The organism is Amycolatopsis alba DSM 44262, from assembly GCF_000384215.1.
GTDB lineage: Bacteria > Actinomycetota > Actinomycetes > Mycobacteriales > Pseudonocardiaceae > Amycolatopsis > Amycolatopsis alba.
In genome coordinates, this window is sequence record NZ_KB913032.1 from 5589894 (window position 1) to 5607913 (window position 18020).

General features: G+C 67.9%; 16 protein-coding genes. 7 read left to right on the plus strand and 9 right to left on the minus strand.

Going from position 1 to position 18020, the window contains the following annotated elements; all coding sequences use genetic code 11:
* Positions 1 to 121: 121 nt before the first annotated feature.
* From AMYAL_RS0126480 to AMYAL_RS0126495, 4 genes are all read left to right on the plus strand, one after another.
* Positions 122 to 391, plus strand: a complete 270-nt coding sequence (locus tag AMYAL_RS0126480; RefSeq protein WP_026467469.1) for a hypothetical protein — start codon at positions 122 to 124, stop codon at positions 389 to 391.
* Positions 384 to 992, plus strand: a complete 609-nt coding sequence (locus tag AMYAL_RS0126485; protein WP_039794131.1) for a DUF6879 family protein — start codon at positions 384 to 386, stop codon at positions 990 to 992. Before AMYAL_RS0126480 ends, AMYAL_RS0126485 begins: the two co-directional genes overlap by 8 nt.
* A gap of 12 nt (positions 993 to 1004) precedes the next feature.
* A complete protein-coding gene (locus AMYAL_RS46215; protein WP_051137550.1) occupies positions 1005 to 3296 on the plus strand; it encodes an ATP-binding protein in 2292 nt (763 codons plus the stop codon).
* A gap of 164 nt (positions 3297 to 3460) precedes the next feature.
* Positions 3461 to 4171 (plus strand): methionyl-tRNA formyltransferase, encoded by a 711-nt coding sequence (locus AMYAL_RS0126495; RefSeq protein ID WP_020634292.1) that lies wholly within the window; start codon positions 3461 to 3463, stop codon positions 4169 to 4171.
* 3 nt (positions 4172 to 4174) lie between these two features.
* On the opposite strand, the gene AMYAL_RS0126500 is transcribed toward AMYAL_RS0126495, so the two are convergent.
* Complete coding sequence (locus tag AMYAL_RS0126500; protein WP_020634293.1) at positions 4175 to 6562, minus strand: Tex family protein; 2388 nt, start codon at positions 6560 to 6562, stop codon at positions 4175 to 4177.
* 161 nt (positions 6563 to 6723) lie between these two features.
* Here AMYAL_RS0126500 and AMYAL_RS0126505 point away from each other — a divergent pair, with 161 nt between their 5' ends.
* Complete coding sequence (locus tag AMYAL_RS0126505; RefSeq protein ID WP_020634294.1) at positions 6724 to 8220, plus strand: chitinase; 1497 nt, start codon at positions 6724 to 6726, stop codon at positions 8218 to 8220.
* Between the two features lie 292 nt (positions 8221 to 8512).
* Here AMYAL_RS0126505 and AMYAL_RS0126510 read toward each other — a convergent pair whose 3' ends face one another.
* From AMYAL_RS0126510 to AMYAL_RS0126520, 3 genes are read right to left on the minus strand one after another with little or no spacing between them, the layout of a single operon-like run.
* Positions 8513 to 10180: a GMC oxidoreductase gene (locus tag AMYAL_RS0126510; RefSeq protein ID WP_020634295.1), complete on the minus strand. Its 1668-nt coding sequence runs from the start codon at positions 10178 to 10180 to the stop codon at positions 8513 to 8515.
* Complete coding sequence (locus AMYAL_RS0126515) at positions 10177 to 11634, minus strand: flavin-containing monooxygenase (protein WP_020634296.1); 1458 nt, start codon at positions 11632 to 11634, stop codon at positions 10177 to 10179. Before AMYAL_RS0126515 ends, AMYAL_RS0126510 begins: the two co-directional genes overlap by 4 nt.
* A gap of 53 nt (positions 11635 to 11687) precedes the next feature.
* Entirely contained in the window at positions 11688 to 12803 is a 1116-nt protein-coding gene (locus AMYAL_RS0126520; RefSeq protein ID WP_020634297.1) for a winged helix DNA-binding domain-containing protein, read from the minus strand.
* A gap of 80 nt (positions 12804 to 12883) precedes the next feature.
* On the opposite strand from AMYAL_RS0126520, the gene AMYAL_RS0126525 reads away from it, so the two are divergent.
* Positions 12884 to 13912, plus strand: a complete 1029-nt coding sequence (locus tag AMYAL_RS0126525) for an AraC family transcriptional regulator (RefSeq protein WP_020634298.1) — start codon at positions 12884 to 12886, stop codon at positions 13910 to 13912.
* Here AMYAL_RS0126525 and AMYAL_RS0126530 read toward each other — a convergent pair.
* Together AMYAL_RS0126530 and AMYAL_RS0126535 are read right to left on the minus strand one after the other, a co-directional pair.
* Positions 13839 to 14504: a TetR/AcrR family transcriptional regulator gene (locus tag AMYAL_RS0126530; RefSeq protein WP_020634299.1), complete on the minus strand. Its 666-nt coding sequence runs from the start codon at positions 14502 to 14504 to the stop codon at positions 13839 to 13841. The genes AMYAL_RS0126525 and AMYAL_RS0126530 overlap by 74 nt on opposite strands.
* A complete protein-coding gene (locus AMYAL_RS0126535) occupies positions 14501 to 15016 on the minus strand; it encodes an NUDIX domain-containing protein (RefSeq protein ID WP_020634300.1) in 516 nt (171 codons plus the stop codon). The genes AMYAL_RS0126530 and AMYAL_RS0126535 overlap by 4 nt, the downstream gene beginning before the upstream one ends.
* A gap of 196 nt (positions 15017 to 15212) precedes the next feature.
* Between AMYAL_RS0126535 and AMYAL_RS0126540 the strand changes: the two genes are divergently transcribed.
* Positions 15213 to 15491, plus strand: coding sequence for a hypothetical protein (locus AMYAL_RS0126540; protein WP_020634301.1), 279 nt, complete (start codon positions 15213 to 15215; stop codon positions 15489 to 15491).
* A gap of 178 nt (positions 15492 to 15669) precedes the next feature.
* Here the strand turns inward: AMYAL_RS0126540 and AMYAL_RS0126545 are convergent, their stop codons facing one another.
* The 3 genes from AMYAL_RS0126545 to paaI are packed head-to-tail and all read right to left on the minus strand — an operon-like array spanning position 15670 to position 17929.
* Complete coding sequence (locus AMYAL_RS0126545) at positions 15670 to 16263, minus strand: TetR/AcrR family transcriptional regulator (protein WP_020634302.1); 594 nt, start codon at positions 16261 to 16263, stop codon at positions 15670 to 15672.
* A complete protein-coding gene (gene paaK, locus AMYAL_RS0126550) occupies positions 16260 to 17549 on the minus strand; it encodes a phenylacetate--CoA ligase PaaK (RefSeq protein ID WP_020634303.1) in 1290 nt (429 codons plus the stop codon). Before paaK ends, AMYAL_RS0126545 begins: the two co-directional genes overlap by 4 nt.
* Positions 17546 to 17929: a hydroxyphenylacetyl-CoA thioesterase PaaI gene (gene paaI, locus AMYAL_RS0126555; RefSeq protein WP_020634304.1), complete on the minus strand. Its 384-nt coding sequence runs from the start codon at positions 17927 to 17929 to the stop codon at positions 17546 to 17548. The genes paaK and paaI overlap by 4 nt, the downstream gene beginning before the upstream one ends.
* Positions 17930 to 18020: the final 91 nt, after the last annotated feature.

Below are 18020 nucleotides of genomic sequence, written 5' to 3' on the forward strand. Positions count from 1 at the left end.
TTTCCGACGCCGATCTTGCGGATATGCACATCAAGATCTGCCTGATTCGCCGTTCATTGCGGTCATTGCCGTGACGGCAGTAAGGTGAACGTTCGCTCGTTCGCAGGCAGAGGGGGTCACCTTGTCTGGTCGATGGGAAGCCGATGCTTCGGCATCGTTCGCGCAGCGCTGGGGAAAGTCGGCTCTCGAGCTGGGAATGACCGATGACACACCGGCCTGCCCGGACATCTGGGAGCTGGATAACGGGGATGTCGCGGTAATCGGCCGAGACCTTACCGAAGCATACCGGGATCGACTTCCGGCGGGGGTGAGTGTCGGCCGGGACGAACGGTTGATTATCGTCCCACGCACCATGATGATCACGGCAAAGGTGGACATCCCTGATGTATGACAGACCGGACGGCGTGGCAGGGGAGTCGTTGGGGCTGGATGCCTACTACGAGGATTTCCGGTCCCGCTTCCGGGACATCGAAGAACGCGACTGTTGGAAACTTGAGCGCGGGCAGAGCTTTCGGGAGAAAGACAGTCCAAGCTGGGAAGCCTTTGTCAAAGGCGACTGGAATCAGGCTCTCCGGTTGATCTCCGAACGGCGTGAAAGCCTGACGGAGTATTACGGGCGGGCGGCCGGAAATGGTGTTCATCTGTATCGGGTGCGGGTTGTCGCCGAGCCGATCAGCGCATATCTGCAATGGGAGCTGAACTCACTTCTGCAGCGGAGTGAATGCGGTGAACGCATTCGTGTCGTCGGGCTCGACGATGTCGCCGGGTTCGAGCGGAATGGTGAATTGCCCGAAATAGTCACGCTCGGGACGAAGGCCGTCTATCAAGTCGTCTACAGTCGGACGGGTCTGGCCGAAGGTGCTGTCAGGTCGCTCAAGGCCGACGACGTCGACCGATGGTACGAGCTCATCAGTTCCCTCTACGAAAACGGCGAAGAGATCGCCGAGTTCGTGGAGCGAAAAGGTGTCTCGCTGCGGCAATCGTCGGCTTAGCGGGCTGAGGACATGCCACGGGACAACACGGGTCCGACGCCTCGTCAGCTTCCCGGCGATGTGCGTGGTTTCGTCGATCGCGCCGATGAGCTCGCCAGGCTGGACCTCATGCTTTCCCAGGACGAAGCGGACGCGATGGTGCCCGCGTTGTGCGTCATCGTCGGCACCGCCGGTGTCGGCAAGACGTCGCTCGCCGTGCATTGGGCCCATCGCGTTCACGACCGATTCCCCGACGGACAGCTGTATGTGAACCTTCGCGGCTACGATCCGGGCTCACCGGTCACCCCGGAGGAGGCGTTGGATCGATTCCTGCGGGCACTGGATCTGCCGAGCGCGGCGATTCCGGTCGACGTCGAAGCGAGTGCGGCGCTCTATCGCTCCCGGCTCGCCGGCCGCCGGATGCTGATCGTGCTGGACAACGCTTCCAGCGTGGGTCAGGTCAGGCCGTTGCTTCCCGGTGCGGCCGGCTGCCTGGTCGTGGTCACCAGCCGCAACAGCATGCCGGGTCTCGTCGCCAGGGACGGCGCCCGTCGCCTGACGCTGACCATGCTGCCCGAACCGGACGCCGTGTCGCTGATCCGCCGGGTGGTGGGTGACTACCGTCCCGCGGACGACTCCGCCGAACTGACCGAGCTGGCCCGGTTGTGCGCGCGGCTGCCGCTCGCGTTGAGAATCGCCGCGGAACGCGCGGCCGGAAGGCCCTCGATGCCCTTGCGGGAGCTCATCAGGGATCTGCGGGACGAATCAGTGCTCTGGGACGCGCTCACCGCGGGAGACGACGACGAAGCGGACGCGGTCCGCGCGGTGTTCGCCTGGTCCTATCGTGCGCTGTCGGCCGACGCTTCGCGGTTGTCCCGGTTGCTCGGCCTGCATCCCGGTCCGGAATTCGGTGCCGCCGCGACCGCCGCGCTGGCCGGGCTTCCCGTCGGCGTGGCCCGGCGGCTGCTCGACCACCTGGTCGGCGTCCACCTCGTCGAACAGCCATCGACCGATCGCTACCAGCTGCACGATCTGTTGCGGGCCTACGCCATCGACCAGGTGCGCCAGCATGAGGACGCGGCCGCCATCGGAGCGGCGCTGCGGAGATTGCTGCTGTGGTACCTGCGGATGGCCGACGCGGCACTGACCGCGATCATGCCTGCCGCGTGGCGTTTCCCGGTCCCGGCGGACACGGAAGAGGCGGAGCCGCACGGTTTCTCCGGTTACCGCGAGGCGATGCGGTGGTTCGAACGGGAGCGGGCGAATCTGGTGGCCGCGACCCGTGCGGGAGCCGAGGCGGCCATGCCCGACATCGCCTGGCGGCTGCATGCGACGCTCAGCCGGATCTACGCCAACCGGAACCAGTTCGACGACTGGCGGGTGACCGGCACGATCGCACTGAACGCCGCACGGCACGTCGCGGACAGGGCAGGCGAGGCGGAGGTGCTGGAGAGTCTCGGGAAGCTGCACACCCAATCCCGTGACGTGGCGCAAGGAATCACGTATCACCAAGCCGCCCTCGCCATCCGCGCGGACCTCGGCGATCGTGCCGGCGAAGCGTCCTCACTGAACGGGATAGGGCTGGCGCTCCTGCGCGACCACAAGCTGGTGGAGGCGCAGTCGTATTTCGCCAGGACCCTCGCGCTCGCGTCCACTCTCGACGACCGGGGCTGGGAAGCCATCGCGACCAACAACCTGGCCAATGTCAGTGCCGAGCTGGGCAGACTCGAAGAAGCCGAGCAGCGCATCGCCCGCGCGCTTTCGCTGTACCGCGAACTCGGAGACCGGGGACGTGAAGGTGAGGCGCTCCGGTGCGCCAGTCGAATTCAGCGCGATTCGGGCCGATTCCTCGAAGCCGCTCAATCAATGGAAACCGCGTTGAGTATCGCCCACGACTTCGACAACATGCCTTGGGAGGCATGGTGGCTGATCGAGTTCGGGCGGGTGCAGATGGCACTCGAAGAGTTCGACCATGCCCTGGAATCGTTCAACCGGGCCGCGGCTCTGCACCGAAGGCTGGGCGATCGGAGCAGGGAAGCCGAAGCATGGAACGCGACGGGGGAAGCGTATCGCGCGCTCGGGCGCTATCAGGAAGCCGTCGAATTCCACCGTCGTTCGGTCGACGTTCACCAGCGACTCGGTGAACAATGGCAGCTCGCGCTCGCCTTGGGCAATCTGGCGAGCGCCTTGGCCGACACAGGGGCCGTGACGGAGGCGAACAACTGCTGGGGCCGGGCGGAACGTTCGCTCGAAGGCTTCGAAGACGCGGCGGCCTCGCGATTGCGGGCACGTGCCCGCGCGGCCTCCGGAACTTCGGACCGTTGAGTTCTTTTCACGGGCAGACTCCATCCGCGCTCCGGGTGGCGCTCGTTTCGTTTCGTTCGGATGTTTTCGCCGCGCTGCACGAGGGATGTGTGCGAGGCGGCCATCGGCCATCGCTGTATCTGACCGGGCGCGCCCGCCGGTCACGGAGGCCGAGCTACCCGAACATGGGCGAGAAAGTGACGGACATCCTCGGCGGCATGCCGGTCGACATCGACCTCCTGCTGCCGGCGAGCCCGGAGAGCATGGCCACGGCCCTGCGCGGCTACGCCATCGATGTCGCCGTGGTCTGCGGCTTTTCGTGGCGGCTGCCGCGGGTCGTGCTCGACGCGCCGAGGCTCGGTGTGCTCAACGTGCACTGTTCGTCGTTGCCGCGCTATCGCGGCCCGGCGCCGGTGCAGTGGGCCATCCGCAACGGTGACCCGGACATCGGCGTGACCGTGCACTGGATGGACGAGCGCATCGACACCGGCAACGTCGTGGCGCGGCGCGAAGGCATCTCGTTGCCGGAATTCGTCGAGTTCGACGCGTTCTGGCGGCACGTGACGCCGGTCATCGGCGATCTGCTCGTCTTCGCCCTGGCCCGTGTCGCCGAGGGATACGGCGGCGAGCCGCAGAACCCGGACGAGGCCACGTACGCGGGCATGATGGAACCCGAGTTCAGCTTCCTCGACTGGTCGGGAACCGCTTCGGACCTGCACAACCAAGTCCGCACGTTCCATTACGGCACCGGAACGCCCGGTCCGTTCGGCAAGGTCGCCGGCGAGTGGGTGCGCGTGCTGCGCACCAGCCTGGAACCGGGTAAGGGGACCAGGGTCGACTGCGCGGACGGGCCGATCTGGCTCGTCGAGACCGAACCGGCCCGTCCGCCGTCGTAGCCGCTACTTGCCGTAACCGGCCTTGCGGAGGGCGTCCGCCAGCGAACCGCCACCGCCGGAGTTCCCGCCCCGGCCGCCGCCACCGCGGTTGCCGCCGCCCTGACGCTGTCCGCCCTGACCGCCCTGGCGCTGCCCGCCTTGACGCTGACCGCCGCCCTGGCCGCGGTCACGGCCGCCCTGCTCGCGGGCAGGCTTGCCGGGCTCGTCGTCCAGGCGCAGCGTCAGCGAGATCCGCTTGCGCGGCACGTCGACCTCCAGCACCTTCACCTTGACGATGTCGCCGGGCTTCACGACCTCACGCGGGTCCTTGACGAAGTTCTTCGACAGCGCCGAGACGTGCGCGAGCCCGTCCTGGTGCACGCCGACGTCGATGAACGCGCCGAACGCGGCCACGTTCGTCACGACCCCTTCCAGGCGCATGCCGGGCTTGAGGTCGCCGATCTTCTCGACGCCGTCGGCGAAGGTCGCGGTCTTGAACGCCGGACGCGGGTCACGGCCCGGCTTGTCGAGTTCGGCGAGGATGTCGGTCACCGTCGGGAGGCCGAAGGTGTCGTCGACGAACTCGGCGGGCTTCAGCGCCTGCAGCGTCCGGGTGTTGCCGATCAGCGCGCGCAGGTCGGTGCCGGTCGAGGACAGGATCCGCCGCACCACCGGATAGGCCTCAGGGTGCACCGAGGACGAGTCGAGCGGGTCGTCGCCGTCCGGGATGCGGAGGAAGCCCGCGCACTGCTCGAAGGCCTTGGGGCCGAGCCGCGCGACCTCCTTGAGCCCGGTCCGCGTCTTGAACGGGCCGTTCTCGTCGCGGTGCGCCACGATGTTCTCCGCCAGCGTCGTCGTGATGCCCGAGACGCGGGTCAGCAGCGGCGCCGACGCGGTGTTGACGTCCACGCCGACCGCGTTCACACAGTCTTCGACCACCGCGTCGAGTGAACGCGACAGCGAGATCTCGGACAGGTCGTGCTGGTACTGCCCGACGCCGATCGACTTCGGGTCGATCTTCACCAGTTCCGCCAGCGGGTCCTGCAGCCGCCGCGCGATGGAGACCGCGCCGCGCAGCGAGACGTCCATGCCCGGCAGTTCCTGCGACGCGAACGCCGACGCCGAGTAGACCGAAGCTCCGGCCTCGGAGACGACGGCCTTGGTCAGCTTCAGTTCCGGGTGCTTCTTGATCAGCTCGCCTGCCAGCTTGTCGGTCTCGCGCGACGCGGTGCCGTTGCCGATCGAGATCAGGTCCACCTTGTGCCGGGCGCACAGCGCGGCGAGTTCGGCGATGGACTGGTCCCATTTGTTGGCGGGCTGGTGCGGGTAGATCACGTGGGTGCCGACGACCTTGCCGGTGTCGTCGACGACCGCGACCTTGACGCCGGTGCGGAAGCCGGGGTCGAGGCCCATCGTGGCGCGGGTGCCTGCCGGGGCGGCGAGCAGCAGGTCGCGCAGGTTCGCCGCGAACACGCGGACGGCGTCGTCCTCGGCCGACTGGCGCAGCCGCATCCGCAGGTCGATGCCCAGGTGCAGCAGGATCTTCGTGCGCCACGCCCAGCGGACGGTGTCGCCGAGCCACTTGTCGCCCGGACGGCCCTCGTTGGCGATGCCGAACTTGTACGCGATGCGGCTCTCGTACTCGGTCGGCCCGGTCTTGGGCTCCTCGGAAGGCTCCTCCGACTCCATCGTGAGGTCGAGGATCTCTTCCTTCTCGCCGCGCAGCATCGCGAGGATCCGGTGCGAGGGGAGTTTGGTGTAGGGCTCGGAGAACTCGAAGTAGTCGGAGAACTTCGCGCCCTCTTCGGCCTTGCCGTCGCGGACCTTCGAGGCCAGACGGCCTTCCGTCCACATCTTCTCGCGCAGCTCGCCGATCAGGTCGGCGTCTTCGGCGAAGCGTTCGACGAGGATCGCGCGGGCGCCGTCCAGCGCGGCCTGCGCGTCCGCGACACCCTTGTCGGCGTCGACGAACACCGCGGCGGCGGCCTGCGGATCCGTGTTCGGGTCGTTCATGAGCCCGTCCGCGAGCGGCTCCAGGCCTGCCTCGCGGGCGATCATCGCCTTCGTCCGCCGCTTGGGCTTGTACGGCAGGTAGATGTCCTCGAGGCGGGACTTGGTGTCCGCCGCCATGATCGAGGCTTCGAGCGCCTCGTCCAGCTTGCCCTGGCTCCGGATCGAGTCCAGGACGGCGACCCGGCGCTCGTTGAGTTCCCGCAGGTAGCGGAGGCGTTCTTCGAGCGTGCGCAGCTGGGTGTCGTCCAGCATCCCGGTGACCTCTTTGCGGTACCGGGCGATGAACGGCACGGTCGATCCGCCGTCCAGCAGGTCGACGGCCGCTTTGACCTGCCCCTCGCGCACGCCGAGTTCTTCGGCGATCTTCTGCTCGACTGTCTGCAGGCCCTGCACGCTCACTCCCACGCTCCTGAATCCGCCCTCGGGTGCTCTCGGACCCTGCATTCTGCCGCTTCCACCGAGCCGACTTTCGTATGGCCTCCTCTAACCGAACCCTTGACAGTTGTATTGGTCTAGTCCATTTTGATGTGGCCGACATCACCCGTTCGTGGAGGCCAGTCGTGAAAGTGAAGCCGAAACACGCGTTCCTCGCCCTGCTGTCGTCAGTGGCCGTGTGCCTGGGGGTGACTTTCGCGGTCTCGGGCAGCGCCTCGGCCGCCAACATCCTGACCAACCCCGGTTTCGAACTCGGGACCACGAGCGGCTGGACCTGCAGCGGTACGTCCGAGGTGGTCAGCACGCCGGTCCACTCGGGCAGCCGCGCGCTCAGCGCCACCCCCGCCGGTCAGGACAACGCCCGCTGTTCGCAGAGCGTGCCGGTCAAGGCCAACACCGCGTACACGCTTTCGGCGTGGGTGCAGGGCAGTTACACCTACCTGGGTGTCACCGGCACCGGAACGGGTGACAAGAACACCTGGACCCCTGGCACCGGCAGCTGGTCGCAGCTCTCGCTGAGCTTCACCACCGGCGCGTCCACCACCAGCGTCGACATCTATCTGCACGGCTGGTACGGCCAGCCCGCGTACTTCGTCGACGACGTCAACCTCGACGGCCCCGGAGGCTCGCCGACCACGACGCCGACCACCACCACGGCGTCGCCCACCACCAGCATCTCGCCGACCACGTCGAACCCGCCGACGACCACGACGGGCAACCCGCCGACCGGGAACCTGCCGAAGCACGTGATCACCGGCTACTGGCAGAACTTCTACAACGGCGCGAAGGCGCTCAAGCTCGCTGACGTCCCGACGAAGTACAACATCATCGCGGTGTCCTTCGCCGACGCGACGACCACGCCGGGCGCGGTCACCTTCACCCTCGACTCGGGGCTGTCGAGCCAGCTCGGCGGCTACACCGACGCGCAGTTCAAGGCCGACATCAAGACGGCGCAGGCGCGCGGGCAGAAGGTCATCCTGTCCGTCGGCGGCGAGAAGGGCACGATCCGCGTCGACTCCTCGGCCGCGGCGACGAACTTCTCCAACAGCATGAAGTCGCTCATCGCGTCCTACGGCTTCGACGGCGTCGACATCGACCTCGAGAACGGCGTCAACTCGACCTACATGGCGCAGGCGCTGCGGGCGATCCACGCGGGCGGCGGCACGGTCATCACCATGGCGCCGCAGACGATCGACATGCAGAGCACCGGCGCGGAGTACTTCAAGCTGGCGCTGAACGTCAAGGACATCCTGACGATCGTCAACATGCAGTACTACAACAGCGGCTCGATGCTCGGCTGCGACCAGAAGGTCTACTCGCAGGGCACGGTCGACTTCCTCACCGGGCTGGCCTGCATCCAGCTGCAGGGCGGCCTGCGGCCCGACCAGGTCGGTCTCGGCCTGCCCGCCTCGGGTTCGGCCGCCGGTGGTGGCTACCAGGCGCCCGGCAACACGGTCAACGCGCTGAACTGCCTCGCGAAGGGCACGAACTGCGGTTCGTACAAGCCGTCGACGACGTACCCGACGATCCGGGGCGCGATGACCTGGTCGATCAACTGGGACGCCTCGCAGGGTTACTCGTGGTCGAACACGGTGAGCGCGGGCCTGGCCGGTCTCCCGTGATGATCCGCTAGACCGGGGCGGGTGCCGGCGTCGCGCGGGCGACGGCACCCGCCCTTTCCACTTTCACGGGTTTCGTCCTCTGGATGCGGTAGTCGGCAGGGTGGCCTACCGCATCCAGAGGACGGTTGTGCGGCCACAGGCGAGCGCGTTGCGAAAGCCACTTTCGCAACGTTGAGGGTTGCGAAAGTGGCTTTCACAACGTCACCACCAGGTCCGGCGAGTGAGCGGACCACCACATGCAGGTGACTGAGTGCGGTCCTTGCGTGGGCGAAGGACCGCATCCAGAGGGGGATCAGAGCGGGGTCAGGGGCAGCCGCAGGGCCGCGGGAGCTTCTGGAGGCACGACGGGCTTGAGCGGGGCGACAGGGGACAGCCGCCGGTAGGAGGAGCCGAGCGGCGGCCGCGGGTCGGTCCCACCCTTGTTGGGCCACAACGACATCGCGCGTTCCGCCTGCGCGGTGATGGTCAGCGACGGGTTCACCCCGAGGTTCGCCGAGATCGCCGAACCGTCGGCGATGTGCAGTCCCGGATGGCCGTGCACCCGCTGGTACGGGTCGACGACGCCGGTCTCGGCGCTGTCGCCGATCGTGCAGCCGCCGATGAAGTGGCCGGTGATCGGGATGTTCGCCAGATCCGTCCACGCGCCCTGCGCCAGCCCGCCGATCTTGTCCGCCACCCGCCGGGTGATCTCGTGCCCCGCCGGGATCCACTCGGGATTCGGGTCGCCGATGCCCTGTCTCGTGGTCATCCGGCGGCCGAAGAGCCCGCGTTTCGTGTACGTGGTCACGGAATTGTCCATCGTCTGCATCACCAGCAGCCCGACCATCCGCTCCGACCACCGCCGCGGGTTGTGCAGCCGCACCAGGTCCCGCCGGTTCCGCCACAGTGCACGCGCGCCCAGCGCCCATCGGCGTTTGCCCGGCTCGGCGTCGACGAGGACCGTCGTCAGCAGGCCCATGAAGTTGCTGCCCTTGCCGTAACGCACCGGCTCGACGTGCGTGACGGCGTCGGGATGGATCGACGACGTGATCGCGACGCCGCGGGTGAAGTCCGTGTCCTTCCGCAGCGACCGTGCGGCGAGGACGGCCTCGGAGTTCGTCCTGGCGAGCAAACCCAGTCGCGGCGACAGCTCCGGCAGGGTGCCGGAGTCCTTCAAGGAATGCAGAAGCCTTTGTGTGCCGAGAGAAGCGGCGGCGAACACGACCTGATCGGCGGTGAAGGTCCGCTTGCCCTTGCGGGCCCAGCGTCCCGTCCGGACGGTGTCGACCGCGTAACCACCGCCGACCGGCCGGACCGAGACCGCGGTGGTCAGCGGATGGACCTCCGCACCCGCTTTCTCCGCCAGGTACAAGTAGTTCTTGACGGTCGTGTTCTTGGCGCCGACGCGGCAGCCGGTCATGCATTCGCCGCAGTGCGTGCACGGCTTCCGCAGCGGGCCCTCGCCGCCGAAGAACGGGTCGACGTCGCGCTCGCCGAAGTGGACGCCGACCGGGGTCGGCCGGTAGGTGCCCGCGATGCCCATGTCCTCGGCGACCTCGCGCAGGACGCGGTCGGCCGGGGTGACCAGCGGGTTCTCCGTCACGCCCAGCATCCGCTTCGCCTGGTCGTAATGCGGGGCGAGTTCGGCCTTCCAGTCGGTGATGTGCGCCCACTGCGGGTCTTCGTAGAAGGTGTCCGGGGGTTCGTAGAGCGTGTTCGCGTAGACGAGCGAACCGCCGCCGACGCCCGCGCCGCTCAGCACGAACGTGTTCTTCAGCAGGGTGAGGCGCTGGATGCCGTAGCAGCCCAGTTTCGGGGCCCACAGGTACTTCCGCAGCCGCCACGACGTCTTCGCGAACTCGTCGTCGGCGAACCGGCGGCCGGTCTCCAGCACGCCGACGCGGTACCCCTTCTCGGTGAGCCGCAGCGCGGTCACGCTGCCGCCGAAACCGGAGCCGATCACCAGCACGTCGTAGTTCATCGCGGTCCCGCCGTCCGGTAGTCGCCGAGGTCGAGCGTTTTCGTCCGGCGGTCGTACTCGGTCACCAGACCCGGCCAGTTCGTGCTCACCCGGCCGTCGTCCTGGCGGTACCAGCTGACACAGGCCGACCAGACACTGCGGCCGAGCCGTCGCTGGACCTCCTCGTCGTAGCGCTGCTCGACCTCGGGGACGACGTCCATATAGGACACTTCGGGGCGGCTCAGGTGTTCGACGGCCTGGCGGATGTAGCGGGCCTGCCGTTCGATCATGTAGATGATGGAGCCCGCGCCGAGGTTCGTGTTGGGCCCGTAGACGCAGAACAGGTTCGGAAAGCCCGGCACGGTCATCCCGAGGTACGCCCGCGCGCCGCCCTTCCACGCGTCGGACAGCGTCCGGCCGCCGAGACCCTCCACCTTGAGGTCGCCGAGGAAGTCGGTCGCCGCGAAACCGGTGCCGTAGACGATGACGTCGGCTTCGTGCTCGACGCCGTCCTCGGTGAGGACCCCGGACGGCGTGATCGCGCTGATGCGCCGCGTCTCCACGGCGACGTTGTGCTGCGCGAGCGCGGGCAGGTAGTCGTTGGTGAACAGGATCCGTTTGCAGCCCAGCGGGTAGTCCGGGGTGAGTTTCTCGCGCAGCGCCCGGTCCTTGAGGTGGCGGCGGCGCAGCTGGGCCGTCCGCAGTTCGAAGATCTTGGCCAGGAACGGATGTTTGGTCATCGCGTAGGTGGCGTACTCGGCGAGGAGGAAGATCCGGAGCCTGCCGAGCAGCTGGGTGGCCGGGAGATGCCGGAAGAGCCGCTGCTGCCACCGCCGGTAGCGGGTGTCCCGTTTGGCCATGATGTAGGGCGCGGTGCGCTGGAACACCGTCAGCTCACCCGCCTGGCGCTGGACCTCGGGCACGAACTGGATCGCGCTCGCGCCGGTGCCGATCACCGCGACCTTCCTGCCGCGCAGATCGACGTCGTGATCCCAGCGGGCGGAGTGGAAACTGGGGCCCTCGAAGGTTTCCTGGCCGGGGATGTCCGGCTGCACCGGCCGCGAGAGCTGCCCGACTGCGGGGACGAAGACGCCTCCTTCGAACGTCTCGCCGCCGGCGGTCTCGACCCGCCAGAGCCCGCGTTCCTCGTCGAAGGACGCGCCGGTGACGCGGGTGTCGAAGCGGATGTGCGGTTCGAGCCCGTAGCGGCGCACCACGCGTTTGAGGTATTCGTGGATGTCGGGCTGCAGCGAGAACCGCTTCGGCCAGTCGGGATTGGGCTCGTAGGAGAACGAGTACAGCGGCGACGGGATGTCGCAGCCCGCGCCGGGGTACGTGTTCTCCCGCCAGACGCCGCCGGGTTCGGCGGCGCTCTCCAGGATGGTGAAGTCGTCGAACCCGGCGCGTTTGAGCTCGATCGCCGTCCCGACCCCGCCGAAACCCGTTCCCACGATCAGCACGCTCGTCTTGCCCATGCCGATCGAAGTTACGCAGCCCTCACCCCCGGTGGAAGTACACGACCGGCCATTCAATCGAGATTTTCGGCCACGATCTCCACGGAGTGACTCTCGGCCTTCGGGTGGGCCCAGGTCAGGAGCCGGTAGGCGGAGCTTTCCAGTGCGTCCAGATCGCGCTTCGGGACGCGTTCGAACGGCGTGATCACCACCGAAGCCGCCTTCTTCACCGCCTTGATCTCCCAGAAGCCCTTCACCGACCCGTCGACCAGGATGGTGCCCTTGACCAGGCCGTTCTGCGTGATGACGACCTTGCGGTACTCGTCGCTGATCACCCGTGTGCGGTCGGCGTAGGACAGGACGGTCTGGTCGAACGGGCCCAGCAGCCGGGCGGGCGCGGGCGTGTCCGGATCAGGGCGCGAGGCCTCGGGCAGGTCGAAGAGCTCACGTCCGTTCTCGTCGCGGAACGTCCGCATCTCCGGCCGCAGCCGCTCGGCGACGTCGCCGAGTTTCGTGATCCCGGCCCACGCCTGCGCGTCCTGCACGCTCGCCGGCCCGAACGCGGCCAGATAGCGCTTGAACATCGCTTCGGGTGACGGCGACTCGTCCGGCTCGGCGCCGAGCCAGTCGCCGGTGGTCTGATACGTCGGCTGTCCCGACTTGCCCCACACACCACGCGGCGGGATCTGCACCAGCGGCAGCAGCGCCCGCGCGACGTGCACCAGCGACGACGGCGCCACGCCCTCCCAATGCTTGGTGAGTTCCGCGCCGAGTCCGGCCGACGAAAGCGGCCGTTCGCCGAGCAGTTTGCGGGCGGTGCGGGCGATCTCCTGGTGGTCGAGGTCCTTGATGTCCGGGCCGAACTGGGTGTTGCCGGTCACCGAGCGGTCGTAGAGGGGTTGCACGATCGGCCGCCACGCCAGCGCGTCCGACGGCTTCACCAGGTGCACCGTGCCGCGCATGAGCGCGATCCGCACGACACTCTTGTCCAGCAGCAGGTTCGCCAGCTCTTCCTGGCGGAAGCCGTGCAGTCGTGTCCAGAGCGCGAAGTACGGCGGATTCGGCGCCTGCGCCTGCAACCCGGCGAGATGGTCGACCGCTTCGAGCGCGGTCAGCTTCGAACGCCGGAGCAGCAGTTGCCGGTCCAGCATGGCGCGGTTCAGCGCGCGCCTGCTCAACGTGTCGGACATACCGCCCACCTTAAACGGGATCAAGGACAGTTACGGTCCTCAATGCGCCGATTGGTGCGAGGGGATCCATAATCCCGGCCATGGAACTACCGCCGCCGGTGATCCGGGACTGGGACTACCCGCGCGGCACGGCGAGCATCGTGCTCATGGCCCGCTTCGCCGCCGAGAACGGTGTCGAGGGGCTGGAGTCCTACGAGCACGCTCCCGTCGACGGCCAGGTCGACGCGCGCCAGGAACTCGCGGTGGTCCGGCGCCTTGTGCGCGGACTCGGTGGCGGGGACGACGTCGCGCTGCGGCTGAGCAGGCGATACCGTGTCAGCGCCTTCGGCATCTTCGGCTTCGCGTGCATCAGCAGCCCGACGCTGGGGGACGCGATGCGCTTCGCCCTGCGGTATCTGGACTTGAGCTTCACCTTCTGCATCCCGCACGTGGCCGTCGAGGCCGGGCGGCTCGCGCTGACCATGGACGACAGCCGCGTGCCGGGCGACGTCGCCCGCTTCCTGGTGCTGCGCGACCTCGGCGCCATCCACACCGTCATGCGGGACATCCTGCCGGACATCTCCTTGCGTACACTGGCTTTCCGGCACGATAAACCGTCCAGTGTGGACGAATACGTGCGTACCTTCGGACTGGCGCCGTCATTCTCCGCGCCGTCGCACGTCGCCACCCTCGACCCGCTCTTCCTCGACAAACCGCTGCCGCAGGCCAACGATCAGACGGTCGCGGTCTGCGCCGCGCAATGCGATCTGCTGGTGTCGCGGAAACGTGAGCGCTCCGGGATCGCGCAGCAGGTGCGGGAACGGCTGGTGCGGCTCGGCGGTGTCGACGCGGGCATGGAGGAGGTCGCGCGGCGGCTCGCGCTCAGCCCTCGCACGCTGCGACGGCGGCTGTTCGAGGCCGGGACCGGCTACCGCGCGCTGCTGGACGAGGTCCGCCAGGCCCTCGCCGAGGAGATGCTGGACACCGGCGCGCTCAGCGTGGAGGACGTCGCGCTGCGGCTGGGCTACGCCGAGGCGTCGAGCTTCATCTACGCCTTCAAACGCTGGAAGGGGATGACGCCGGCGGCCTACGCCCGGCGGAACGCGATGCGAGCACGGCCGGGTAGGTGACCCGCAGCAGGTGCAGGATCGAATCGGTGAGGAAGACCCGTAGCTCGTCCCGGCCGAGCGTGCCGCGGACCAGCCATTCGCGGGACGCGGCCCGCAGCATCCCGCCGTACGACCGGATCATCGCGCGGAGCTCTTCGCGACCCTCGGTGACGTCGCTCATCAGCGCGGCCGCGAGCACCCTGTCCGCGGCGATCTCGTCACCCTCCAGCATGATCCGCTCGATGTCCGGGTCACGCCCGACGGCCTCCGTGCCGATCGCCGTCAGCCACGCCTGCTCGTTGCGTTCGACGACCTCGATCCAGTGCCGGACGCTGATCGCGAGCCGCTCCTCGGCGGTGGTTTCGGGCAGGTTCTCGATCACCGGCGCCGGCACGATCATCATCTGCCGGACGACTTCCAGGTACAGCTCCCGTTTGCCGCCGAAGTAGTGGTTGATCAGCGGCCTCGCCACCCCGGCGGCCTTCGCGATGTCCGACGTCGAAACCGAGGCGTAGGTGCCCTCGCCGAACAACCGCCGGGCGGCCGCCAGGATCTCGGCGCGCCGCGCGGCCGGTTCGAGGCGGCGCCGCCGGGCTTCCGGATCGGTGCTCATGGGCCGAGCGTAACTGTTTCGGACAGGAAGCCGGGTGGTCGACCTGATTCGCGGAACACCGTCTCTCCGCTGTTCACCGCGTGCAGCGCGGCGCCGATCCGGCCGTGGAGGGGCGCCTTCACCAGTCGATCGGCCTCGGCCAGCGAGTACAGCCCTACCGAGCTGATTTCAGGATCGGTCGACTGGATGCCACGCACTTCCCGTTCGGTGATCAAGCCACCGTCGAAGACGAACGCCAGTCCCTCCGGCATGACCCCTTGCGTGGGGATGTGGTCGATGACCAGCAACGCACCGAGGGCGCGGGTGATACCCAGCTCTTCGTGGAGTTCGCGGGCCGCTGTCGCCCACGGAGCTTCCTCGGCCTCGACCGCGCCGCCTGGGATCTCCCATTCGGGTTTGTACGTGGTTTCCACCAGGAGCACTCGCGACCGATCGTCGCGGAGCAGTACTCCCGCCGCGGTGCGTTTCCGGTTGAGGGAGGCCGCGTATTCGCCGAAGGGAAGGAGATCCACGATTTAGCAGGCTACTGCCCGGCCGGTTGCGCCGTGGTGTTCGGAACGGGCGTCTCCGGATCGGTGCTCATGGGCCGAGCGTAACTGTTTCACCTGGCCGCCTGCCGTTATTCATTCGGAACGACCCGCCGGTAACTCCGAGAGCCTTCGAACCGACGTTCGTGGCGGGGGGACCGGGTGTCATGGGTAGGGACGAATGACCAGTGCTGAACGCGATCCGGTCCGCCGCGTCGGACGGTGGGTCAGTGTCCGGTTGCAGCATCGTGACGTCCGGATCCACAGTGACACCGGGGACGAACTCGTCTCGTACGCGGGCATCGTGATCACCAGCTTCGAGAACGGGGCCGAGGTCGGCGAACGCTGGATCCCGCTCGGCGGCGATCCGTCGGAGGCGGACGACGAACAGCTCATCCAGCAGCTGCGGGACGCGCTGATCTGGCAGGCGCGGCGCCCGCCGCAGGCAGCGGGGGAGTAGCCGAAGCCGGAACATGCGTGACTGAAGGCGGATCTCACGTGATTGGAGCCGGATCTCGCGTGTCTGGAGCCGGAACAGCTCCGGTCAGGCGAGTCACGGCTTCAATCACGCGAGTTGCGGCTTCGGGCACGCGAGTTGCGGCTTCGGGCACGCGAGTTGCGGCGGGGGGTTCCGCCAGTTACTGGGCCCGAAGGCCCTCGAAAGCGATCTTGCACACCGCGTCCGCCAGTTCCGTCCCCGCCGAGCCCCGGCGCGGCCGGTACCACTCGATCAGCGAGTTCACCATGCCGTACAGCAGCCGCGCGGTGACCGCGGGATCGATGTCGGGCCGCACGTCGCCTTCGGTCTCGGCCTGTTTCACCAGGTCCGTGACCAGCCGGTCGAATTCGCGCCGCCGCGCCAGGGCCGCCCGCTCGATCTTGGTGTTGCCGCGCACCCGCAGCAGCAGCGTCACGAACGGCAGCTGCTCGACCAGCACGAGGACACTGCCCCGCACCAGATGCTCCAGCTTCTCGATCGCCCTGCCCTCGAAGGATTCCGTCTCGGCGGCGACGGCGAACAGGCCGTTCAGCGCGCGGTCGACGGCGAGCCGCAGCAGCTCCTCCTTGCTCGGCACGTGGTGGTAGATCGCGGATTTCGTGATGCCGAGCTTGCGGGAGAGGTCCTCCATGCTGGTGCCGTCGTAGCCGCGTTCGTTGAACAGCCGGACGGCCACCTGCAGCAGCGACTCGAGGTCGTAGCCGGGGCGCCCCCGGCGTGCCGGGGTGGTCAACCGCGGTCCCGTTCGTCGAGTACGCGGCGCATCTTGCCCAGCGAACGCTCCAGCGTGTCCGGGTCGACGACCTCGACGCCGACGCTCACGCCGACCCCGTCCTTGACTCCGGCGATCAGCCGGGCGGCGGCCTCGGCGCGCTGGTCGGGGTTCGCGTCCGGGCGTGCCTCGACACGGACGGTCAGGTGGTCCATCCGGCCCTTCGTGGACCGGATCAGCTGGAAATGCGGCGCGAGCGCGGGGGTCACCAGCACGACTTCCTCGATCTGCGTGGGGAAGACGTTGACGCCACGCAGGATGATCATGTCATCGCTGCGCCCGGTCACCTTCTCCATCCGCCGGTACGCGGGCCGCGCGGTGCCCGGCAGCAGCCGGGTGAGGTCGCGCGTGCGGTACCGGATGATCGGCAGCGCCTGTTTGGTGAGCGAGGTGAACAGCAGTTCGCCCTCGGCGTCGGTGGGCTTTTCGGTGAACGGGTCGATCACCTCGGGGAAGAAGTGGTCCTCCCAGATGTGCAGCCCGTCCTTGGTCTCGACGCATTCCTGCGCGACGCCGGGGCCCATCACCTCGGACAGGCCGTAGATGTCGACGGCGTCGATGCCGACGCGTTCCTCGATCTCCGTGCGCATCTGCTCGGTCCACGGTTCCGCGCCGAAGATGCCGACCTTGAGCGAACTCGACTGCGGGTCGACGCCCTGTCGCTCGAACTCGTCGAGGAGCGTCAGCATGTACGACGGGGTGACCATGATGATCTCGGGTTTGAAGTCGGTGATGATCTGCACTTGGCGTGCGGTCATGCCGCCCGACGCCGGGATCACTGTGCAGCCCAGCTTCTCGGCACCGTAATGCGCGCCGAGGCCGCCGGTGAACAGGCCGTATCCGTAGGCCACGTGGACCTTGTCGCCCGGCCGCCCGCCCGCCGCGCGGATCGACCGGGCCATCACCGTCGCCCAGGTGTCGATGTCCTGGGCGGTGTACCCGACGACGGTCGGCTTCCCGGTGGTGCCGCTGGACGCGTGGATCCGGCTGACCTCCGACTCCGGCACGGCGAACATGCCGAACGGGTAGTTGTCGCGCAGGTCCTGCTTGGTGGTGAAGGGGAACTTCGCCAGGTCTTCCAGCGTTTTGCAGTCGTCCGGGTGAACCCCGGCCTCGTCGAACTTCCGGGTGTAGAACGGCACGTTGTCGTAGGCGTGCCGCAGCGTCCACCGGAGGCGTTTCAGCTGCAGCGCCTGGAGTTCGTCGATGGTCAGATTTTCGGCGTCGTCGCTGAAAGTCATCGTCATGCCTTCTGGATGGTGCGGCTGCGGCCGCGGAATTCGGCGACGACCTCCGGGCCGTCGGGGGTCTCCCGGTGCACGGTGACGTCGTAGATGCCGTTGCGGCCGTAGCGGGTCCGCTCGGTGGCGGTGGCGATGAGGTGGTCGCCGAGCTTGCCCGCGGCGACGAAGGAGATCTCCGCGCCGGACGCGACCGTCACCGGGCCGTGGCTGTTGCAGGCGCAGGCGAACGTCGTGTCGGCGAGCAGGAAGACATAGCCGCCGTGGGCGATGTCGTGCCCGTTGACCATCGTTTCGGTGATCCGCATGGTGGCGACGGCGTGCCCTTCGGCGGCCTCGACCAGTTCGATGCCCAGCGCGTTGGACGCCAGGTCGTCGGCGAACATCGTGTGCGCGGCGTTAGTCAAACCGAAACCACCTAGTTACTGACCGAACGGACGGTTGTTAATGGGTGTCGCCAGTAAAGGCGTGTTTTCG